Source organism: Campylobacter cuniculorum DSM 23162 = LMG 24588 (assembly GCF_002104335.1).
Taxonomy (GTDB): Bacteria; Campylobacterota; Campylobacteria; order Campylobacterales; family Campylobacteraceae; genus Campylobacter_D; species Campylobacter_D cuniculorum.
The window spans coordinates 1,199,461-1,220,507 of sequence record NZ_CP020867.1; the positions used below are offsets into that span (position 1 = coordinate 1,199,461).

Sequence of the window (21,047 nt, forward strand, 5' to 3'; positions counted from 1 at the left end):
TAAAGTTCAAGTATAAGTTTAATCAAAAAAAAAAAAACAGCTTAAACGAAACAAAATTTCAAAAAAAAATTGAAATTTTTTTAAAAAATCTTATAAATTTGCTCCTCATTTGAGTGAATTTTTGAATTTTTAAGAGAAATACTTGAGTTTAATTTTTAAAAAATCAAAGCTGATAAAAGTCGCGTTTTAAATTTTGAAGATTTTTTATTTTTATTTGAAATAAATTTAAGATGATTGTGAATAAAAATCGAAAGAATTTTGTTTTTATACTTATGAATTTTTGTTCAGATTATTTTTTTATATTTTTTGGTATTTTATAGAATTTCTAAGCTTTAAAAATTTTGTTTTATCGCTTGCTTTCATTCATGATTTTTTGTTTTAAATCAATCCAAATTTTAAAGCAATATTTTGTATATAAAACTAATTTTTATTTTTTATAATTATCTTGTATGAATAAACTAAAGTCCCATTTTAAAAGGATTTAAAATATTATTTGGGTCAAAAGCTTTTTTTATATTTCTCATTAAATTCATTTCAGCTTCATTGAAAGCAAGTTTCATAAAAGGCGCCTTAGAAATTCCTATGCCGTGTTCTCCGCTTAAGGTGCCCCCAAGTTCGATTGTCAGTTTAAAAATCTCCTCCACAGCCTCATATCCTTTTTTGACTTCAGCCTCATTGTTTTTGTCACTAACCATAACATTAGTATGCACATTGCCATCGCCTGTATGTCCAAAACAAGGAATTTTAAAATCATATTTTTGTGAAATTTCTTCTATACCCTCTAAAAGTTTAGGGAGTTTAGACCTTGGCACGGTTATATCTTCATTGAGTTTTAAATTTCCATACATTGCTATGCTTTGAGAACAATTTTTTCTCGCAAACCAAATATTTGCTGCCTCCTCTTCATCTTTTGCTATTTTAAATTCTAATGCCCCCTCTTCTAAGAAATAATGCTGAAGTTTTTTCAAATCCTCATCAAGAGCTTCCTTGACATTGCCATCAACATCAGCAATCAAAATCGCCCCCGCATCGACAGGCAAACCTTTTTGGAATTTTTGCTCAACCGCTCTAATGCTTAAATTATCCAAAAATTCCATAGAAACAGGACTCACTCCACTTGCAAGGCTTTTATACACAGCATTCATCGCACTTTGCACACTAGGAAAAATTCCCATAGCCGTTTTTTTAAATTTTGGTAAAGGGATTAATTTTAAGGTTAATTCACTTAAAACTGCTAAAGAACCTTCACTTGCAATTAAAATTCCAGCCAAATTATAACCCGCCACATCTTTAATGGTCCTCTTTCCCGCTCTTATGACTTCACCATTTGGTAAAACCGCTCTTAAAGCCATCACATAATCTTTTGTGATTCCATATTTAGCGGCACGCATACCGCCAGCATTTTCACTGACATTCCCTCCCAAAGATGAATACTCCATACTCGCAGGGTCAGGGGGATAAAAAAGCCCATATTTTTTAACTTCTTTTTGCAAGTTGATGTTAATAAGCCCCGGTTGCACCACTGCAACCAAATTTTCAAGGTCAATTTCTAAAATTTTATTCATATGTTTTTCAAAACTTAAAATCACTCCGCCATTTATTGCTAAGGCTCCACCCGTAAAACCAGAACCCGAACCTCTTGGAATGATAATGATTTTATTTTCATTGCAAAATTTCAAAATCTCACAAATATCCCTTTCATTTCTTGGAAAAAGCACTCCATCGGGCAAATAATGCTTCCTTGTTGCATCATAACTATAAGCTCTTTTATGAATTTCATCAAAATACGCATTCTCTTCACCTAAAAGTTTTTTAAAAAAAAGTTCAAATTCTTGTTTCATCGATTTGTCCTATCTAAACCAATCAAGGCTTCATAATATCTGTAAAAATTTCCTATCTCTTGAGAATTAAAGTCAAAAAAATTGCTTCTATAATCTGTTATCCTTGAGTAAAATGGCACTTGCACACTACTTGGCTTAGAAATAGGAACTTCATACAAGGTTTTAAAATCTTGACAATCCACAAATTTAGCCTTTTGCTCTAAAGCAAAAATCAAAATTCCCACAGCATTATCCGCACAAAATTTTCTCAAATCCGACCTTTTTGGAGCAACTTGTGCGTTTCTAATCATTTGAGCTCCTAAAATATCAATATGAGTAAAATAAAATTGTGGATAAGAATTAACAATCTCATCATAGCTTTGTTTATCGGGTGCAATCACTGCAGCTCTATCATAAAGAAAATTTAAAATCACCTCATCGCCAACTTCTGGTAAGATATTTGGCAGGGGTAAAGCCTCTTGCTCTAAAGAAGAAAATACGCTAAATTCAAGCTTTGCCATACCATTTTCTTTTGCAATCACACTCGCTCTGGCAATAATGCTTTTAGATTTATCAAAATTATGCATCACAATACCGCTAGAATTAAGCTTGATTCTTGGGTCATCTTTGACATAAGCATAAAGATCTTCAGTTTTTAAAAGCTGTGTTTTCACCACTTTAAAATCAAAATCAGCAAATAAATTCAAAGTCAAAACCAAAAAAAATAAAATGAATTTAAACAAGCGGACTCCTTTATTTATCAATATAGTTTTAAAAATTAAATTGTATTATAATCCTTTTTGTTAAATAATTGTAAGAAAAATAAAGTAAAATACTCGTTTTTGAAATAATTTTAAAATGAGATGATGAATGATGAAGAAAATTTTACTTTTATTTTTATTGAGTTTTAAATGCTTTGCAGCTCTTAGCATAGAAGAGCTTACTTGGGAAAATGGCGATACTTTGCTCGAATTTTTACAAAGAAATTCTATCCCTATGTCTTTGTATTATAGTCTTGACAGAGAAGACAGAGAACTTGCTTCAGAGATTGCTGCAAAGATAAAATATCAAGTTTTAAAAGATGACAATAACAACATAGAACAAATTTTAATCCCCATCAGCGATGAACTGCAAATTCACATCTATAAAAACAAAGACAATCAATACAATCTTACTTTCACTCCTGTGGATTATGATAAAGAAGAGAGAATTTTAACCCTCACTCTTGAAAATTCAGCCTATCAAGATGTTTATAAAGAAAGTCAAAGCTCCACTCTAGCAAGGGCAATGATACGCTCTTTTAAGGGCAGTGTTAATTTTCGTAATATGCAAAAAGGCGACCAAATCACTTTATATTACGAACAAAAAAGGAGAATGGGACGACTTTGGGGGGATATTACGATTAAAATGGCGTCAATAGAAATAAACAAAAATTCTAAGGAAATTTTTTATTTTAATGACAATTATTATGATAAAAATGGAAAGGATATTGAATCTTTTTTACTTGCTAAACCTATAGGTGCGGCACGAATTTCATCCTATTTTACAACGGCAAGATTTCATCCTATTTTAAAAAGATACCGTGCTCATCTTGGGGTTGATTATGCTGCACCCACCGGAACCCCTGTAAAAAGTGCAGGAGATGGGACTATCATTTTTGTAGGAGCCCAAAGTGGCTATGGAAATGTTGTAAAAATTCAGCATTCTTCTGGATATTCAACCGTTTATGCACATTTGAGTCGTTTTGCCAAGATTAAAAAAGGACAGAAAGTCAAACAAGGACAGCTCATCGCCTATGTTGGTTCAACAGGAATGAGCACAGGTCCGCATTTGCATTTTGGTGTGTATGTGAATAACAAGGCTATCAATCCGCTTTCAGTCGTTAAAATTGCCAAATCAGAGCTTAAGGGAAAAAATAAAGAAGATTTTATAAAACTCATCTCACAATACAAACAAATTGTGCAAAATCACATCCAAGACAATAGACCAAATCCGCCTAAAGAAGAGGAATTTGAAAATTATATAGAATTTTAAGTGATGTCTTAAACAAGATTTGATGATGATTTAAAATTCATCAATTCTACTTGGATTAAAAAGATTTTAAGCTGATTTTATAACATCACATATGTTTTTATACCCGCCCTATTCTTGTTTTTATAATATCATTTTCTTTCATGTGTGTAAGAAAAAAATATGAAAATTCCTTGCTGTAAAAATATGTTTTTCTTTTTAAAAAAGAGTGCTTGTATATCTAAAAACAAAGAAATTTTAAGAATTCTTAGTTAGAACCTATAAGATAGTGCTTTGAAAGGATTTTTGCTTGTTAAGAATTTTTAACCCAAAAGCTAAAAATTCTTAACACTTTCACTCACTATAACATGAATTTAAAAGCTAATTTTTTAGCACAGATTGAAAATTTTCACTCCTATGATATTTAAAAAATTAAATTTTTCTTAGCGAATTTAAAACCACAGCAAGAGAGCTAAAACACATCGCCAAAGCGGCAATGTGCGGACTTAGAACGATAAAAGGCAATATTCCAGCAGCAATAGGAATGCAACAAATATTATAGATAAAAGCCCAAAAAAGATTAAATTTTATAAGGGTTTTGATTCTTTTTGAGAGCTCAAAACACATTACAATTGCACTTAAATCCTCTCTTATCAATATAAAATCGCCCGTTTTTTTAGCAAGCTCACTTGCTTGAGCAAAACTCATACTCGCACTTGCTAAATTCATGGCTATAGCATCATTAATCCCATCTCCTACAAATAGAACCTTTTCCTCTTTTTCTTTAGCCCTAATAAATTCAAATTTTTCTTCAGGTTTTAAAGAAGCATAAAATTCATCAATCCCAAGCTCTAAGGCTGTTTTTTGCACACTTTTTAAATTATCTCCGCTTAAGATAATGCTTTGAATGTTTTCTTTTTTTAAATTTTGTATCAATTCTTTAGCCCCATTTTTCAAAGCATTGCTTAGAGCAACGCCTCCTAAGCATTTTTGATTTTTAGCGAAATAAACCTGTATCGGGGCTTCATTTTCATATTGATTTAAAAATTCTTTAACCGATTCAAAAGGAATTTCATTCTCTTTTAAAAATTCCTCATTTCCCACCAAAAAAATATCCTCTTGTTCCTTATAAATCAAACCTTTTCCTACAAGAGTTTGAATTTCAGCCTGTAAAGGTTTTTTTTCTAAATGCGAAGCCTTAAAAATTGCTTGTGCGATAGGATGAGGACTAAAACTTTCTATATGAGCAAGTTTTTCAAAATCTTTTTGAGCAAGATTGTGTTTAAAAACAGACAAGTTATTTTCTGTAAGGGTTCCCGTTTTATCAAATACAACGCATTGAATTTGACTTAAATTTTCTAAAGCAGCAGGATTTTGAATGAGGATAAAATTTTTAGCTGCTTTTTCAAAAGCTCTCGTAAGCACTATGGGCGTAGCAAGTCCTAAGGCACAAGGACAAGAGATTAATAAAACCGCACAAGAATGCAAGAATGCGATACTTAAATTCTCTTTAATGCTCCAAAAAATAAAAACACAACAAGCTAAAATGATAATCATAGCCACAAAATATGCACTGATTTTATTGGCAAGATTTGACAGAGGTGTTTTAATGCTACCGGCTTTAAAAACGAGGTCTTTAAGCTGCTCTAAAGTGCTATCCATAGCCTTTTTACTTGCTTTTATCTTTAAATTTCCACTGATGATGAAACTTCCTGCTAAAATTTCATCTCCGGCTTGTTTTAAAATGGGCAAAAACTCCCCATTTAAAAAACTCAAATCCAACTCAGCCTTTCCCTCCAAAATCACCCCATCAACACTGACATTTTCTCCCTCATCAAGCAAAAGAATGTCTCCAGCTTTCACAAAGGCACTAGAACTTTCCTTGATGTTTCCATCTTTATCTAAAATTTTCACTTTTTTCGTGTCTATTTTTTCAAGTTTTCTTTGGTATTTTAAGGCTTTAAATTGAATTCTTTCTTCTAAAAATTTACCCAAAAGCACAAAAGAAATAATCATCGCTCCGCCACTAAAATACAAATGCTCTTCACGGGCAAAAAACCCAAAATAAACAAAGACAGAATACACAAAAGAGCTTAAAGCTCCAAGTGAAACTAAGGTATTCATATCCAAATTTTTATATCTTAAACCCGCTAAAGCATGATAAAAAAAGCCTCTTCCACAATAAAAAATCGCAAAAAAAGCCAAAAACATTTGTAAGCTTTTAGAATTTTCACTCTTAACAAACATTTCAAAATACATAATCACAAGACTTAAAACGATGCTTAAAAAAAGGTTGATTTTAAGTTTTAAAACCCGTTTTTTTTCGTCGATTTCTAGGTTTTCCTCTTCTAAAATTTCAAAACCAAGCTCTTTGATTTTTTGAGAAATTTTATCTTTAAGTTTTAAATTTTCAACCAAAAAAATTCCGCTAGAATTGACATAAGAAACACTCACATCACTAACACCATCAATTTTTTTACACACTCTTTCTATGGCATTAGAGCAATTTGTGCAAGTCATTTTACCGATTTTAAGTCTTAATTCCTGCATTAAGCAATTCTTTCTAAAATTTCAAAACCAAGCTCTTTTAATTCTTTATCAAACGCTTCTAAACGATTTTCTTCTAATTCCACGTTTAGAATTTTGGTATTTAAATCAATTTCTATTTTTCCAAATTCGGCTTCGAGGGATTTTTTGATTAAATTAACGCAATTTATGCAATTAACATTTGCCATTTTAAATTTCATGTTAAACTCCTTTGGGGTTGTATGGTTAAATGTCCGATTTCAAATTCTTCTAAAAGCTTTTTTGAAAGTCTTTGTGCGAGCTTTTCAAAATCATTAAAATCCTTAACAACAATATGCATCGTAGCCACAAGCATTCTGTGAGTGATTTGAGTGATATGCAAATCTTTAACTTCCAAAACCTCCTCATCCTCTAAAAGTGTGGCTTTGACCTTAGAAATATCGACAGGAGAGCTTTCAAGAAGGATATTTACACTTTGTTTAAGAAGTTTAAAAGCATAACGAATGAGTAAAAAAGATAAAATAATGGCTAAAATTGTATCAATATAAACAATACCACTAAAATATACAAAAATTCCCCCTATAATCACACAAACAGAACCAAACAAATCACTCATTAAGTGTAAAAAAGCGGATTTGATATTGATATTGTCTAAATTTGCACCTTTAAACATCAAAAAAGCACAAAAAGCATTGACTAAAAATCCTATAAAAGCAACGATAATCATAGTTTGAGCATCGATACTTTGAGGATTAAAAAGCTTAGCAATGCCTTCATAAATGATGAAAATTGCGGAAGCAATAATCGTAAGTGCATTCACAAAGGCAACTAAAATTTCAAGACGAAAATAACCAAAAGTTTTTTGATGATTTTGCCATTTTTGAATCGCAAGTATAGCTAAAAGACTAAAAACCAAAGATAAAGCATCCCAAAACATATGCAAAGTATCGCTTAAAAGAGCCAAAGAATTTGAAAGCAAAGAATAAATAAATTGAATGATTATCATCGCACTTGTCATTATAAGTGAAATTTTAAGAACTCTTTTATCCATAAATCTTGGGTCTGTATGATTGTGTTCTGCGGAGTGATTGTGAGTGTGCTCATAATGTTTGGTTTTTTGAAACAAAGGCTCATGAGCTAAATATTCTTGCATTAAAATCCTTATAAATCAAAAATTTATGCACCTTGATAAAAATATGCTAACAGCTGAAATTTATCTTAAATAAAGGCTTTGTATTAAATTTTCGCAATATTATTACAATTTATTTTAATTTACACTTAAGTCGTTTATTTTAAGAATTTCTTGCTTAATGAAACTAAAAAAATTTATATTTTAAAAGCAAATTTAGACTTTTTATCCTATACTTTTAAGATTAAAAAATTCAAAGAAAGTAAAAAATGGGACGAGCATTTGAATACCGAAGAGCTTCAAAAGAAGCAAGATGGGACAAGATGAGTAAGCTTTTTCCAAAACTAGCCAAAGCCATACAAGTTGCCGCGAAAGAAGGCGGGAGCGATCCGGATATGAATCCGAAATTAAGAAGTGCGATTGCAACTGCAAAAGCTCATAATATGCCAAAGGATAATATCGATGCAGCGATTAAAAGAGCAAATGGCAAAGATAGTGCGGAGATTAAAAACATTCATTATGAGGGAAAGGCTGCCCATGGAGTGCTTGTGATTGTCGAATGCATGAGTGATAATCCTACGCGCACTGTGGCAAATGTTAAAGCTATTTTCAATAAAAATGGTGGAGAGGTTTTGCCAAATGGCTCTTTAAGTTTTATGTTTTCTAAAAAAGCAGTGTTTCATCTTGAAAGATACAATGAAAATTTAGAAGAGCTTGAGCTTGATTTGATTGATGGGGGGCTTGAAAATTTAGAGCAAAATGAAGAAGAGCTTTTAATCAGCGGAGATTATACAGCTTTTAAAGAATTAAGCGATATAATAGAAAGCAAAGGTTTAATCATCAAAAAAGCAGGACTTGAATATCTTCCAAACAATCCTGTGAATTTGAGTGAAGAGCAACTTGTAGATATTGAAAAATTGCTTGATAAACTTGAAGATGATGATGATGTGCAAGCGGTTTATACCAACATAGAATAAAGGAGAAAAAATGTTAAAAACCATAGATACAAGCAAGGTGAATGAGTATAATTTTGCTGTGATTAAGACAGAAAAGGGCGATATGAAACTTAAGCTTTTTGGGGATGAAGCTCCGCAAACGGTTTGTAATTTTGCAAATTTAGCCCATCAAGGTTTTTATAAAAATCTCACTTTTCATCGTGTGATTGATGATTTTGTGATTCAAGGGGGTTGTCCTAGTGGCACAGGCACAGGAGGACCGGGCTATGAGATTATTTGCGAATGTGATGACCAAACACACAGACACAAAAGAGGCTCACTTTCTATGGCACACGCTGGACGCGATACAGGTGGCTCACAATTTTTCATCTGCCATAGTTCTCAACCTCATTTAGACGGAATTCATACGATTTTTGGGCAAATTGATAAAAAAGACAAAAAAAGTTTAGAGGTTTTAGATTCTATTCGTCAAGGGGATAAAATTTTAGACATTGAAATTTTAAGTTAAAACTCATTGTAAGTTTATAAATTATTATTTTTAGCCTCAATCAAGGATTTAAAAAATTAAAAGAGTCCTTTAAGTTAAATAAAAAATAATAATTAAATCTTAAAAAAAGATATTGCTTTATAAATTTTATTTAATTTCATCTTAGCTTAAAATTTCTTGGATAACTTTAATTTATATATAATCATAAAAAAAGAGTTTGAGATTTTTTACAGATATTTAATCCAAAAAATTCATTTTATATTTAAAATGATTGAGCTTTATTCTTTATATTTTTCTAAAAATAGCAATAATGTTTTGCAAATTCTTGGGCGAAAATTTCTAAAATTAAAACAAATTTCATCACTTGAATATTTGTAATATTTTCTTTGATAATTTCTATACTATTTTTACTTTGTATTATTTATTCAAATTCCAAAATTTTTAAAAGATATTTATTCATCTCTAATTTGATGATATAAAATTATATTCTTTATATTTTTTGCTTCTATACTCTCACTTTTTTCTAACTTATTTTCTTATTTTATATTTTTGAGTGATGTAATTTTTGATGATTGCTTTTATTATCTTTTGTATCTTATAATATTTCTTTTATCAAAAGATTTTCATTTAAATTTCAAAACAAAAAGTATTTAAAAATTTGGCGGATAAATCCACCAAATGCTCATCTAAAAAGATTTTTAAAATCTCTTTGCGTATCTTGAGTTAAAGCTTTACTAAAATCCATATCTAAGGTTATAGCTGTAGCTAAATCCACAAGTAAAGTTGAAATTTCTTCTCTTTTATCTTCTATGTAAGCTAAAACACCCTCATAATTGCTTTTTTCAAGCACGAGAAGAGGATTGACAATCTCAAATTCAAAAAGCTTTTGCCCCATATAAACTTTAAAAACATTATCAAAAAGAGCTGTTTGCATAAAAGAGCAATTTTGTATCAGTTGCGAAACATTTGCATCAATTGTTCTTTTTTGCATATCATCTAACTTTGTGTCATTAAGTCTTTGGCTGATTTGATTGTGAATTTTTTTAAGATTGAGGTCTAAAATTTGTAAAGCTCCGATAAAATCATTCGCATCACTGATTTGAGAGCAAATTTGTTTTGCTTTAAAAGCACTTATCCCCTCAACTTCACCTAAATGTTTTTTTAAGATATTGATTTCTTGATTCATTTTTCTGCCTTTCAAAATATTATCTTAAAAATAAAAAGCAAATTGTGTTCCTAAATTTTAGAATCAACCCAAAAAACAATTTCATTTGTGAGTGTATTGAGGGCTTTTTCAAAGGCTTTAAAAGTTAGGTTAATATCGATTTTATCAATGTTTTCTTTGACGATAAAATTTTTATGTGCAAGGAGGCGATTTTTTTTAAAATCTATCAAATTTAAACTCAAAGAAAGTCTGATATAATTTTCTTTTTCACTTAAAATTTGCTCAAAAGAATCCAATCTTCCTTCTAAAATAAAATCCGCTATAATCGGGCTATTTTGTCCAACTAGACTTGTAAAAATTTTACTTTGTTCAAATTTACTCAACAACATGAAACGATAAAGATTGCTCGGTAAATCTCCCCAAAAATGATAGGCATAAGCGTTGCTTAGTTCATTTTGTATATAAATCACTTGATAAGAATTAAGATATAAAGGCACATCTGGAGTTAGAATTTTAAGACTCTTAGCCCTTTGTTTAAAACTTGTTTCAAAGGCTTTATTATCATTTTTTAAGATAATTTTTTGAGTTTTATCCACTTCAACTTGTTTTAAACTGCAAGCACTTAGAACAAGTATTAAAATTGCATTTAAAAATATTTTCATTCTTTCTCTCCCGGTCCTAATTTGGGTTTGTTTTCTTTAAAGATTAAATCCGCAGGACTTCTTTGTAATTGCAAAAGCAAAGCATTGCTTTCTAAAAGAAAAATTTTAAAAAGCTCTAAATTGTCTTTAAATTCATATCTTAACTCATCATACAAATCAAGTTTTTTTGAGGCTTTTTGCGTTAATTCTTCAAAAGATTTTGTGCCTTTGTCAAATCCTGCTAAGCTATGATTTAATCTTTCACTAAGATTGCTGATTTTATCGCTCATAAGATTAACTTTCTCACTTGTTTTAACTAAATTTTCTAAGATTAATTCAAAATTTTTTAAATTTTTCTCACTCAAAAGCTCTTTAGTTTTTTTATCTGCAGTTTTAATCAAAGAAAAAAGATATTCACTTTGTCTGTCAATCGTTGTTAAAAAGCTTTCTTTAAATTTAATGATAGGAATTTCATCTTCTTCTGTTTTAAGTCTTTTAGAATTTTTACTTCCTCCTTCAAGCTGAACCGATTTAAGCCCAGTAATACCTTGAAGTTGCAAGGTTGCAAGAGTGTCTTCTTTGATAGGAGTGTCTTTTTTAACTTTGATTAAAATATCCACCCCCAAACCATTTTCATCAGAAATTTTGATATTTTCAACGCTGCCCACCTCAACACCTAAGAGTCTAACCGGTGCTTTTAAACTCAATCCACTCACAGACTCTTGCGTATGAATTCTATAATAATCAAAGCTTTCTTGTTTAGAATAGCCGCCAAGCCACAATACACAAAAAAGAGATGCAAAAAACACTCCAAAAACAAAAAGTCCTACAAAAAAATAATTTGCTCGATTTTCCACATTCACTCCATAAATTTTTTAAAAAGCCTTGAATTTTGCTCCTTAAGTTCATCATAAGTGCCACAAAATGCAACTTTTTTATCCTCTAATATAATAAAGCGATTTAAAAGATTCTTCATACTTTCTTTATCGTGCGTTACAAGAATTATCGTTAAATCAAAGCTTGATTTAAGATTTAAAACTAAATGATCAAATTCTCTTGAGCTATGAGGATCAAGACCGCTTGTAGGTTCATCTAAAAACAAAAGCTTAGAATCCAAAGCTAAAGCCCTAGCTATAGCAACTCTTTTTTGCATTCCTCCGCTAAGCTCACTGGGATAAAGACTTAAAACGCTCTCATCTAAACCCGCCATTTTAAGCTTCATTAAAACAAGTTCAAAAATGGATTCATCATCTAATTTTGTATATTCTTTTAAGGGTATGGCAATATTTTCAAATACAGAAAAAAAACTAAAGAGTGCGGCAAATTGAAACACCACACCCCATTTTAAACGCAAAGCCAAAGCATTTTCCTCGCTAATATTTTTTAAAGAATAACCCAAAATTTCATAATCGCCCCCATCAAAATGTTCAAGCAAAAGCATTTGTTTTAAAAGCACGGATTTTCCACTTCCACTTCCGCCTAAAATTCCAAAAATTTCATTTTCTTTGATACTAAAACTCACTCCATTATGGATAATTTTATCCCCAAAACGCGTTAAGATATTTTGTGCTTTAATAATCATTTAAAGATCCATTTGCGTCAAAACGACTGAAAAAATTGCATCAAAGGCTATCACCCAAAAAATTGCATTGACCACACTTTTTGTTGTATAAATTCCAATGCTGCTTGTTGTATTTTTAACCTCAAAACCACGAAAACAAGCAATGATTCCAATTAAAAATCCAAACATCGGAGCCTTAATAAGCCCTATAATGACATGTTTGAGTGCAACAGCTTCTGCAAAACGTTTCAAAAACTCTTCAAAACTTACGTCTAAATTTATCTTTGCAATAACCATACCACCAAATATACTCACAAAATCACTCACAGCAACAATCAAAGGCATAGCAACAACCAAAGCCAAAACCCTTGGAAGCACTATAAATTCAAAAGAACGAAAACCCATAGTATTCATCGCTGCAATTTCATCGGTAATCTTCATCACCCCAATTTGTGCTGTGTAAGAACTCGCACTTCTACCCGCAATCACAATGGCACTAATCAAGGGAGCCAATTCTCTTGTAGCTGAAATGCCCACCAAATCAACGATAAAAATATTTGCACCAAATTGTGCAAGCTGATAAGCAGCTTGATAGGCTAAGACTATACCGATTAAAAGTGAAGTTAAAATGATAATCGGTAAGGCTTTTAAACTTGAATTTTCAATATGATATAAAAAAGAAATGAATCTAAAATTTCTAGGTTTTTTAAAACACAAAAAAACACTCACAAAAAAAGCTCCCGTGAAATCAATGAATTTTTTAAGAATTTTTAAAAGAGTGTGAGTAAGAATTCCAAGCTCTATGAAATATTCTTTTAAATTTGACTTTGTCTTGTCTTTTTTTATTTGAGAAATCCTTTGATAATTTTTTTGACAAAGTTCAAAAAGACTTTGAGCGTTTGGATTGAGATTGAGTTTTTTGATTTTAATCCCTTTTAAACTTAAATCATATTCCAAAGCTAAAAAAAATCGCACTCCAGCTGTATCGATAAATTCTAAATGCTTAAAATCAAAAATCAAGTTTTGTTTAAAATTTTGCTTGATGAAATCTTTAAGTTTTAAATCAGCTATGCTGTTTTTATCCCAAATTCCAAAAATAACTAAGGATTCGTTTTTAAACTCGAATTTTGCACTCATTGTTATTTCTTGCTAAGAGTAAAATCAACAAGTTTTGAAACACTAAAACCAAAATGCTCAAAAACTTCTTTATCTTTACCACTTTCTCCAAAATTTTCAATGCCATAAAATTCATCACAAAATTGATAAAGCTCCTTAGAATGAGCCGCCTCAACCCCTATAACCTTACCTTTTAAAAGTCTTTGTTTGTATTCTTTACTTTGTTTTTCAAAAAGCTCATAACAAGGCATTGAAACGACATTACAAACTACGCCTTGTTTTTCTAGTTCTTCAGCACTTTGCAAACAAAGATAAACCTCACTCCCACTCGCTAAAAAAGTGATTTGTGGATTTAAATTTTCTTTAAGCAAATACGCTCCATTTTCAACATCTCCAAACACCGCTTCATTTAAAGCTTTAAGTTTTTGACGCGAAAGCACAAAGGCACATGGAAGCTTTGAATTTAAAGCCACCTCCCATGCCTTGACATTTTCAACCCCATCAGCAGGACGGAAGGTTAAGAAATTTGGTAAGGCTCTAAAAGTGCTTAATTGCTCTATAGGCTGATGTGTTGGACCATCCTCACCCACACCTATGCTATCATGTGTAAAAATAAAAAAATGCTGAATTTTCATCAATGCAGCAATTCTCGCCGCAGGTTTTAAATAATCACTGAAAATAAAAAAAGTTGCAGAAAATGGCAAAAACAAACCATATCTTGCAAAGGCATTGTTAATCGCTGCCATAGCGTGTTCTCTAATGCCAAAATGCAAATTTTTTCCCTCGCTAAAATCACCAAACCCTTTAAGTTCAGTTTTATTTGAAGGAGCTAAATCCGCACTTCCACCCAAAAAACCCTCTAAATTTTTTGCTAAAACATTTAAAATTTCGCCATTGCTGTCTCTGGTTGCAATGTCTTTGCCTTTAAAATCAGGATAGATGATGTTTTTAAAATCAGGATTTAAAAGTCTTTCAAGCAAGGCTTTTTGCTGCGAATTTTCGAGCTTTTCTTTCCATTTTGCTTCTTCTAAATCTCCAAGTTCCACCGCACTTTCAAAACGAATTTTCACTTCAGGACTAATTTGAAAATTTTGATTTTCATCAAAACCAAGCCTTTTTTTTGCTCTTTGAATCAACTCCTCTCCCAAAGGTGCTCCATGACTCATATGAGAACCTTCAAGCTCCAAAGCACCCTTTGCAATTTGAGTGTGAGCAATGATGAGATTTGCACGATTAGAATTTTTGGCTTTTTTCAAAGCCTCATCAATTTCTAAAAAATCATGCCCATTGATTTCAAACACCTCAAAACCTTGAGAAATAAATCGAGATTTAATATCCTCATTAAAGGCTAAAGACACATCTCCTTCTATGGAAATTTGATTGCTATCGTAGATTAAAATCAGATTGTGAAGTTTATGAAGTCCTGCTAAAGAACAAGCCTCGTAAGAAATTCCCTCTTGCAAATCCCCATCGCCACAAAGACAATACACCTTGTGATTGATTAAATCTTTTCCGAGCAAATTCTCTGCTTTTTTTGCTGCCATCGCAAAACCAACCGCGTTAGCCACGCCTTGTCCCAAAGGACCCGTTGCAATTTCAACGCCTTTGGTTGTAATTTCAGGATGTCCGGGCGTTTTAGAATGAAGCTGTCTGAATTTTTTTAAATCTTCTAAACTTAAATCGTAACCGCAAAGATGTAAAAAACTATAGAGTAAAGCACTTGCATGTCCGCCTGAAAACACTAATCTGTCGCGATTGAGCCAAGAAGGATTTTTAGGATTGTGTTTAAGATGAAGACTTAAAACACTTAAAATATCAGCCAAGCCTAAAGAAGCACCCGGATGTCCGCTTTTAGCCCTTTCAATCATATCCGCACTCAAAAATCTTAAAGTATTTGCTTGTTTTTGCAAAATTGTTAAGTCCATATTATTACCCTTATAAATATTGTTGAATTAAATTTTTTAAATTATGAGCAAGTTTAGAATCAAGTTTTTCTAAATCACATTCTTTTAAGAGTTTTTCTTTTGTTTTAAGGGCTTTTTCTAAACCCATTAAATTCACAAAAGAATTTTTTTGCGTATCATGATGAGTGGGCTTTCCTAAATCTTTCTCATTCATTGTTACATCGATAATATCGTCATTGATTTGGAAAATGAGTCCAAGTTTTAAACCTATTTCATAAATTTTTTTACTTTCTTTAGAAGAAAGTTCGCAAATTTCACAACCCATTTTTAAACTCGCCGCAATGAGTTTTGCTGTTTTGTGAGTGTGTAAAAACTCAAGCTCTTTTAACTTAAGTTTTTTATTTTCAAAATGACAATCCAAAGCTTGTCCTATAATCATCCCTCTAAGTCCAGCATTCAAAGCCAAAGTGTGAATGAGTTTAAGTCTTATGCTTTTTTTTAAATTCAAACGACAAAGCAATAAAAAAGCTTCAGTATTAAGAGCATCTCCAACTAAAATCGCCGTAGCCTCATCATAACTTTTATGTAAAGTCGGGATTGAGCGTCTAAAATCAGCATTATCCATAGCGGGTAAATCATCGTGAATTAAAGAATAAGTATGGATAAATTCAAGGGCTAAAGCAGCATCCAAAGCAACGTTTAAAAGAGAAGGTTTTTTGCTTTCTACAACTTTTAAGAGCAATTGAGCACGAAAATGCTTTCCTCCAGCCTTTAACATTTGCTCTAAGGCTTGATTAAAAAAAGGATGAAAACTCTGTACTTTTGGAAGATTTTTTTCTAAATGGGCTAAAAAAAGCTCTTTTACATTCACTTTGTCAGCCTTATGAAAAATTGAAATTTTCCATCATTGGTATTTGAAAGCTCTGTGCCTGTGTTGAATTGATTCAAAGGAAGTTTATTGCTTTTTCTTTCGATTAAAACATTAAAATCATTGCCTCTAGCAAGAATGTCTTGCAGGGTTTTAAAATCTGTAATGATTTGATTATTCACCCTTAAAATTTTATCTCCCACCATAAATCCTGCTATACTTGCCCTAGAATTAGCATCGATTGAAGTGATGAGCAAGGCAGAATTGACATTCATACCTAAATTGCTTTTAAAGCTTGTTGGAGGCGGTTTTGGTTTATTATCGGGTAATTTAAAATGACTTAAATCTTTTTCAAAAACCATAGTAGAAATATTTAAATCTTGATTATCTCTTAAAACATTAAAATAAAGAGTGCTTCCGCGGTCTGCAAACAAAATTTTTTCATTGAGTTTTCTTAAATCCCTTACAGGCTCACCATCAACACTCACGACCTCATCATTGACTAAAAATTGCCCATTTTTACGCACAACTCCGACATAAATTTTATTTTCTCTTTGTATAAAATCTATACCAATATCGCCCCAATAAGGATCATTGTATTTCATAAAATGCTTTAAATAACGATTGCCGATAAAATCACCTTTATCCAAAGAAATTCCTAGCATATTACAACATGGAGAATTTAAAAGTCCGATTTTTGAATTAAAATCAAGATGGTCTTTTTCATTGATATTGTCTGCTAAATATCCAATATGCCCTATTTGCGGATTTACAGGATCTAAAATTCCAACCCAATCGTTTCGCGTTAAATTTTGCTCATTAATCATATTTGTAGGAATTAAGCTAAAATCTGTTCTGACCAGATACAAATTCAAATAGGGATCATACTTGACATATTTATTCAGCTTGGTATTAGGTGTTTTAAGCACAGCGAGTAAATTTTCACTTAGAGCAAAGGCTGGCATACCCTCATAGGTTAAAATGCTGGCTTTATTTCTTTCAAAACAAGCTATAAAATCTTCTTTTTTAGGTCTTTCAACCCCAAAAATCAAAGAAATAAAAACACAAAATATCCATAAAGCCCTCATCATCACACCTTTCCTAAATTTCCTAAAACATCACTCGCTAAGCTGTTTTTATTTTGAACGACCATTGCTAAAACATCATTGATGGCTGAAATGAGTAAAATTTGTAAAGATTCTTTATCTTCAAGCAAAGAATCATCAATACTCACATCGATAATCTCACCCTTACCATTTGCACTAACTTTAACAAGTCCCGCTCCACTTTTTGCAGTAAATTCTCGATTTTCCAACTCCGATTCTATGCTTTTTGCTTTTTCTTGCACCTGGGCTAAGAGTTCTGTCATTTTCGAAAAATCCATATTTTCAAACATTTATTTTCCTTGATTTAAAATTTCTTTCACAATAATTTTATCATTAAAATCATATTTAACGCCTTGAATTTCTTGATAATTTTCATCACCTTTGCCTAAAATCACTACTAAATCGTCTTTTTCTTTAAGCTCTAAAGCTTTTTTTATTGCCTCTTTTCGGTTCTCAATCAAAAGGGCTCTGTTTTTATCCTTAAAACCTTCTAAAATGTCCCTTATAATTGCCTTAGGATTTTCATCGCGTGGATTATCACTTGTAATGATAGCACGTTTTGCAAAATGCTCCACAACTGCACCCATTAAAGGTCTTTTAGTTCTATCGCGATTGCCCCCAGCTCCAAAAACAACGATGAGTTTTTTATTTTTAAGGGCGTCTAAAACTTTTTCTATGCCATCAGGAGTGTGAGCAAAATCCACAATCACACCTTCGCTCACTTTCTCAACCCTACCGCAAACACCACCAAAATGAGTAATAGCCTTTTCTAAATTCTCTAATTTTGGTTTTACAAGCTCATTGACACAAGCACTTGCGGCTAAGAGATTGTAAAGATTGAAAAGTCCTAACAAAGAAGAATCGATGGTATATTTTTGCTCTTTTGTTGCAACAAGTGCATTGATACCCTCTTCTAAAGCATAGGCTTTGACATGATAATAAGCGGGATTTTCAAGTCCATAGGTAAAGCAATTGCGGACGTTAAATTTAATCATAGCAGAGTCTTTATTGATAAATTTTAGGCTTTCATCTGTGAAAAAACTTTCTTTAGCTTGTTTATAATTTTCAAAAGTTTTGTGAAAATCTAAATGATCTTGAGTTAAATTTGTAAAAATTTTGGCTGTAAAATTAAGCCCTTCAATCCTCTTTTGCACCAAAGCATGGGAGCTGACTTCCATGACAAAAAAATCACATTTTTCCTCACTTGCATGAGATAAATAGGCTAAGGTTTTTAAAATAGGTTGCGTGGTAAGCGATTTTTCATCGATTTGCACCTCATTGACAAAAGCTCCTCTTGTGCCACACAAACCGCATTTAAAGCCTAAATCAAGCAAGATAGAATAAATCGCCGCTGCGGTGGTTGTTTTGCCATTTGTGCCTGTAATACCGATGAGTTTAATGTTTTCATCGATATTTAAAAGCCTTTTGCATTCTTTAATGTCAATGAATCTTGCATGTTTATCTTGAGCCTGTTTAGAAAATTTTTCATTTTGCGAAGTGAGTAAAAAATAACACCCCTCTTCGCATTCTAAAGAATTATCTGTGATAAAATTATCCTTAAGCCTTAAAATCACCTTTAAGTCCTATTAATTTTTTCTGAAGTTTTATAAATTTCTCATTTGTCCAAAAATAAGCTGAAGTGTTTTCTATATAATTAAGAGTTATATCTTCATAGCCATTATCCAAGAGCTTTTCTAAAAATTCTAAAAAATCTTCTTTATTGTCAATCACGAGTTTTCCACTAGAAACTACATTCTCAAAACTTTTTTTAAAACCGATTTTCTCCTCACTCTTTAAAAAATCTTGATAATTTAAAGCATACCCGTCTTCAAATTCTACATTTTGCTCCTCTTTTAATTCTACTGAAGCTAAAATTTTTTCAAAATCCTTCTCTATATGGTGCATTTTATAATGTTGTAAATAAAAATCAAACAATAAAAAAGCCTCTTTTTGGGATTTTAAAGCCAAATCGCAAAGTCCGATGAAGCTAAGCAAATGTTTATTTTTTCGTTTTTTGTAAGCCAAAGAAAAATATATTTTAGCGGTTTTAAAATCTTTTCTATAAAAATGTTCAATACCAAGTTTTTTATAATTTTGCAAATTCTTGTGCTCCGCCATCTAAATTAATGATAGAAATTTCCGGATGTATATCAATCTTAAGTTGTCTTTCAAGCCCGTATTTAAGCGTGGTTCCACTTGCTGCACAACCCTTACAAGCACCGACTAAATGCACATAAACAACACCTTGCTTTATCCCTAAAAATTCAAGCCCTCCCCCATCTCTTTCTAAAATCGGTAAAGTTTTCTTAAGACTTTCTTTTACAGGATTTACAAGCTCTTCATCACTAAAAGGCATCATATTTTATCCTTAAAAAAATTTACTTACTTTAGCGTGATTGTCTTTAAAAAAAGGTAAATAATTAAATTTTTATTCATTTTTTTAATAAATTTTTGATTTTTATCATTTAAAATTTTAATGATTAACATATTTTTACAATTCATTTTAACGGCTTAAATTCTAAAAATTCTATCATCTTTAAAGCATTATTTGTTATAAAATTTGCTTGTTTTAAAAAAATAAAATACAAATTCATTATCTTTGGTATGATAAAAATTTCTATAACAATTAAAATTATCTAAAAAATTTGGTCATAACACATTAAAAAATCATCTTTTAAATTCAAGTTTTGAATCAAGCATTAAAGTATTATCAGTAAATTTTGCCCAAAATAATTCTAAAGCATAAAGTTTAGCATGAGAAAGTCTTGCAAAAGGAAATTTTTTATAATAAATTCGACTCTGCTCTTTACTTGCTTCTTTAAATAAAGCTTTAGCCTGTAAGCCTTTTAACAAAGCGATTTTATCCTCTTTAGCAATGCTTAATGCAATTTTAGGATTTAAAAAAGCAAGTTGAATGTGCTTACTTTCTTCATAAGAAGAAAAAATCAAAGCTAAATTGGATTCATCAAAAGCATAAAAGACATTAGCGATATAAACTTCCTCATCCTCGCGAACTGCTAAAGATAAAAGTTGCATTGATTTAATGTATTCTAAAATTTTTTTATCCATCGGTAAAATTATACTCAAATAAATTTTAAAAAAGCCGATTTGATTCTATGAATTTAAATTTTAGGAGATTTTAATGCAAATTGATGCGAGTAAAAATCAAAATTTTGGTATGGATTATACAACAAAAAGTGGAAAACATCTCTCTTTTTCTATGTTTGATAAACAAAATGTGAGTTACAATAAAAACGAAGAAGGACAAAGTCTAAGCCTAAGAAGACAATACGGCTTTAGCTTTACTTATGAAGGCTCTCAACTCACTCAAGAGGATTTGAATGAAATTAAAAATGCAATGAAAGATGTTGAACCTATGATACAAGAATTTTTATCTCAATCTAAAGTCGGAGAGCTTAATCCTCAAAGTTTTATTGAAAATGCAATGCAAATGGCAAAACTCTTGCCTAGTCCAAAAGATGAAAATCATCAAAATGCCATTATGGATAATTTTACAAACAAATTAGAAAATCTTTTAAAACAAAATCAAACAACAAATCAAAGTCAAAACAGCTCTATGCTCGAAGATAGTAAAAAACTCTTAGAAGAGCTCTTAAAACAAATGAAAAAACAGCTTGAAGAATTTAATAAAACCCAAAACAAAAAAGATGATGGAAATTTTGATTTTTATGCCTAACTTCGAATTCAATCTGCTTCAATCTCTAAAATTTAGTTAAAAATAATCTCATAATGAGTTA

The 21,047-nt window shown here is 31.1% G+C and carries 22 protein-coding genes; 4 read left to right on the plus strand and 18 right to left on the minus strand.

Translation table 11 applies throughout. The annotated features are described in order from the left end of the window. Positions 1-458: 458 nt before the first annotated feature. Together CCUN_RS05985 and CCUN_RS05990 are read right to left on the minus strand one after the other, a co-directional pair. Entirely contained in the window at positions 459-1,841 is a 1,383-nt protein-coding gene (locus tag CCUN_RS05985; protein WP_027305705.1) for an FAD-linked oxidase C-terminal domain-containing protein, read from the minus strand. Continuing rightward, on the minus strand, positions 1,838-2,563 hold the full coding sequence (locus CCUN_RS05990; protein ID WP_027305704.1) for a plasminogen-binding N-terminal domain-containing protein: 726 nt from the start codon (positions 2,561-2,563) through the stop codon (positions 1,838-1,840). Before CCUN_RS05990 ends, CCUN_RS05985 begins: the two co-directional genes overlap by 4 nt. A gap of 130 nt (positions 2,564-2,693) precedes the next feature. On the opposite strand from CCUN_RS05990, the gene pgp5 reads away from it, so the two are divergent. Continuing rightward, positions 2,694-3,854: a peptidoglycan metallopeptidase Pgp5 gene (pgp5, locus tag CCUN_RS05995; RefSeq protein WP_027305703.1), complete on the plus strand. Its 1,161-nt coding sequence runs from the start codon at positions 2,694-2,696 to the stop codon at positions 3,852-3,854. A 408-nt stretch (positions 3,855-4,262) separates the two neighbouring features. Here pgp5 and CCUN_RS06000 read toward each other — a convergent pair whose 3' ends face one another. From CCUN_RS06000 to CCUN_RS06010, 3 genes are read right to left on the minus strand one after another with little or no spacing between them, the layout of a single operon-like run. Further along, positions 4,263-6,380, minus strand: a complete 2,118-nt coding sequence (locus CCUN_RS06000; protein WP_027305702.1) for a heavy metal translocating P-type ATPase — start codon at positions 6,378-6,380, stop codon at positions 4,263-4,265. Beyond that, a complete protein-coding gene (locus CCUN_RS06005; protein WP_027305701.1) occupies positions 6,380-6,577 on the minus strand; it encodes a heavy-metal-associated domain-containing protein in 198 nt (65 codons plus the stop codon). Before CCUN_RS06005 ends, CCUN_RS06000 begins: the two co-directional genes overlap by 1 nt. Then, positions 6,574-7,509 (minus strand): cation diffusion facilitator family transporter, encoded by a 936-nt coding sequence (locus tag CCUN_RS06010; protein ID WP_027305700.1) that lies wholly within the window; start codon positions 7,507-7,509, stop codon positions 6,574-6,576. Before CCUN_RS06010 ends, CCUN_RS06005 begins: the two co-directional genes overlap by 4 nt. 245 nt (positions 7,510-7,754) lie before the next feature. Between CCUN_RS06010 and CCUN_RS06015 the strand changes: the two genes are divergently transcribed. Further along, on the plus strand, positions 7,755-8,462 hold the full coding sequence (locus CCUN_RS06015; protein WP_027305699.1) for a YebC/PmpR family DNA-binding transcriptional regulator: 708 nt from the start codon (positions 7,755-7,757) through the stop codon (positions 8,460-8,462). A gap of 10 nt (positions 8,463-8,472) precedes the next feature. Continuing rightward, on the plus strand, positions 8,473-8,949 hold the full coding sequence (locus CCUN_RS06020; RefSeq protein ID WP_027305698.1) for a peptidylprolyl isomerase: 477 nt from the start codon (positions 8,473-8,475) through the stop codon (positions 8,947-8,949). A 661-nt stretch (positions 8,950-9,610) separates the two neighbouring features. Here CCUN_RS06020 and CCUN_RS06025 read toward each other — a convergent pair. From CCUN_RS06025 to CCUN_RS06085, 13 genes are all read right to left on the minus strand, one after another. Beyond that, positions 9,611-10,114 (minus strand): flagellar FLiS export co-chaperone, encoded by a 504-nt coding sequence (locus tag CCUN_RS06025; protein WP_027305697.1) that lies wholly within the window; start codon positions 10,112-10,114, stop codon positions 9,611-9,613. A 50-nt stretch (positions 10,115-10,164) separates the two neighbouring features. Continuing rightward, a complete protein-coding gene (locus CCUN_RS06030) occupies positions 10,165-10,755 on the minus strand; it encodes an ABC-type transport auxiliary lipoprotein family protein (protein WP_027305696.1) in 591 nt (196 codons plus the stop codon). Next, on the minus strand, positions 10,752-11,591 hold the full coding sequence (locus CCUN_RS06035; protein WP_027305695.1) for an MlaD family protein: 840 nt from the start codon (positions 11,589-11,591) through the stop codon (positions 10,752-10,754). Before CCUN_RS06035 ends, CCUN_RS06030 begins: the two co-directional genes overlap by 4 nt. Before the next feature lie 2 nt (positions 11,592-11,593). After that, a complete protein-coding gene (locus tag CCUN_RS06040; protein ID WP_027305694.1) occupies positions 11,594-12,316 on the minus strand; it encodes an ABC transporter ATP-binding protein in 723 nt (240 codons plus the stop codon). Then, entirely contained in the window at positions 12,317-13,432 is a 1,116-nt protein-coding gene (locus CCUN_RS06045) for an ABC transporter permease (protein WP_027305693.1), read from the minus strand. A 2-nt stretch (positions 13,433-13,434) separates the two neighbouring features. Next, positions 13,435-15,336, minus strand: coding sequence for a transketolase (gene tkt / locus CCUN_RS06050; protein WP_027305692.1), 1,902 nt, complete (start codon positions 15,334-15,336; stop codon positions 13,435-13,437). A 10-nt stretch (positions 15,337-15,346) separates the two neighbouring features. Further along, on the minus strand, positions 15,347-16,186 hold the full coding sequence (locus tag CCUN_RS06055; RefSeq protein ID WP_027305691.1) for a polyprenyl synthetase family protein: 840 nt from the start codon (positions 16,184-16,186) through the stop codon (positions 15,347-15,349). Further along, positions 16,183-17,271, minus strand: coding sequence for a DUF7488 domain-containing protein (locus tag CCUN_RS06060; RefSeq protein ID WP_027305690.1), 1,089 nt, complete (start codon positions 17,269-17,271; stop codon positions 16,183-16,185). The genes CCUN_RS06055 and CCUN_RS06060 overlap by 4 nt, the downstream gene beginning before the upstream one ends. 2 nt (positions 17,272-17,273) lie before the next feature. Then, positions 17,274-17,579 carry a YbaB/EbfC family nucleoid-associated protein gene (locus tag CCUN_RS06065; RefSeq protein ID WP_027305689.1) on the minus strand — a complete coding sequence of 102 codons (306 nt, stop codon included), beginning with the start codon at positions 17,577-17,579 and terminating at the stop codon, positions 17,274-17,276. Beyond that, positions 17,580-18,863 carry a UDP-N-acetylmuramoyl-L-alanyl-D-glutamate--2,6-diaminopimelate ligase gene (locus CCUN_RS06070; RefSeq protein WP_027305688.1) on the minus strand — a complete coding sequence of 428 codons (1,284 nt, stop codon included), beginning with the start codon at positions 18,861-18,863 and terminating at the stop codon, positions 17,580-17,582. It abuts the gene before it with no gap. Beyond that, complete coding sequence (locus CCUN_RS06075; RefSeq protein WP_027305687.1) at positions 18,847-19,389, minus strand: hypothetical protein; 543 nt, start codon at positions 19,387-19,389, stop codon at positions 18,847-18,849. The genes CCUN_RS06070 and CCUN_RS06075 overlap by 17 nt, the downstream gene beginning before the upstream one ends. After that, positions 19,376-19,648 carry a NifU family protein gene (locus CCUN_RS06080; RefSeq protein ID WP_027305686.1) on the minus strand — a complete coding sequence of 91 codons (273 nt, stop codon included), beginning with the start codon at positions 19,646-19,648 and terminating at the stop codon, positions 19,376-19,378. The genes CCUN_RS06075 and CCUN_RS06080 overlap by 14 nt, the downstream gene beginning before the upstream one ends. A 308-nt stretch (positions 19,649-19,956) precedes the next feature. Further along, a complete protein-coding gene (locus CCUN_RS06085) occupies positions 19,957-20,358 on the minus strand; it encodes a hypothetical protein (RefSeq protein ID WP_027305685.1) in 402 nt (133 codons plus the stop codon). Positions 20,359-20,431: 73 nt separating this feature from the next. On the opposite strand from CCUN_RS06085, the gene ciaI reads away from it, so the two are divergent. Beyond that, complete coding sequence (ciaI, locus tag CCUN_RS06090; protein WP_027305684.1) at positions 20,432-20,986, plus strand: intracellular survival protein CiaI; 555 nt, start codon at positions 20,432-20,434, stop codon at positions 20,984-20,986. The last annotated feature ends 61 nt before the right edge of the window (positions 20,987-21,047 follow it).

Bases quoted from the DNA above. Each gene is read 5' to 3' on its own strand.
- CCUN_RS05985 (WP_027305705.1), bottom strand. From the start codon at position 1,841: ATGAAACAAGAATTTGAACTTTTTTTTAAAAAACTTTTAGGTGAAGAG.
- pgp5 (WP_027305703.1), top strand. From the start codon at position 2,694: ATGAAGAAAATTTTACTTTTATTTTTATTGAGTTTTAAATGCTTTGCA.
- CCUN_RS06000 (WP_027305702.1), bottom strand. From the start codon at position 6,380: ATGCAGGAATTAAGACTTAAAATCGGTAAAATGACTTGCACAAATTGC.
- CCUN_RS06005 (WP_027305701.1), bottom strand. From the start codon at position 6,577: ATGAAATTTAAAATGGCAAATGTTAATTGCATAAATTGCGTTAATTTA.
- CCUN_RS06010 (WP_027305700.1), bottom strand. From the start codon at position 7,509: ATGCAAGAATATTTAGCTCATGAGCCTTTGTTTCAAAAAACCAAACAT.
- CCUN_RS06015 (WP_027305699.1), top strand. From the start codon at position 7,755: ATGGGACGAGCATTTGAATACCGAAGAGCTTCAAAAGAAGCAAGATGG.
- CCUN_RS06020 (WP_027305698.1), top strand. From the start codon at position 8,473: ATGTTAAAAACCATAGATACAAGCAAGGTGAATGAGTATAATTTTGCT.
- CCUN_RS06025 (WP_027305697.1), bottom strand. From the start codon at position 10,114: ATGAATCAAGAAATCAATATCTTAAAAAAACATTTAGGTGAAGTTGAG.
- CCUN_RS06030 (WP_027305696.1), bottom strand. From the start codon at position 10,755: ATGAAAATATTTTTAAATGCAATTTTAATACTTGTTCTAAGTGCTTGC.
- CCUN_RS06040 (WP_027305694.1), bottom strand. From the start codon at position 12,316: ATGATTATTAAAGCACAAAATATCTTAACGCGTTTTGGGGATAAAATT.
- CCUN_RS06045 (WP_027305693.1), bottom strand. From the start codon at position 13,432: ATGAGTGCAAAATTCGAGTTTAAAAACGAATCCTTAGTTATTTTTGGA.
- tkt (WP_027305692.1), bottom strand. From the start codon at position 15,336: ATGGACTTAACAATTTTGCAAAAACAAGCAAATACTTTAAGATTTTTG.
- CCUN_RS06060 (WP_027305690.1), bottom strand. From the start codon at position 17,271: ATGAGGGCTTTATGGATATTTTGTGTTTTTATTTCTTTGATTTTTGGG.
- CCUN_RS06065 (WP_027305689.1), bottom strand. From the start codon at position 17,579: ATGTTTGAAAATATGGATTTTTCGAAAATGACAGAACTCTTAGCCCAG.
- CCUN_RS06080 (WP_027305686.1), bottom strand. From the start codon at position 19,648: ATGATGCCTTTTAGTGATGAAGAGCTTGTAAATCCTGTAAAAGAAAGT.
- CCUN_RS06085 (WP_027305685.1), bottom strand. From the start codon at position 20,358: ATGGATAAAAAAATTTTAGAATACATTAAATCAATGCAACTTTTATCT.
- ciaI (WP_027305684.1), top strand. From the start codon at position 20,432: ATGCAAATTGATGCGAGTAAAAATCAAAATTTTGGTATGGATTATACA.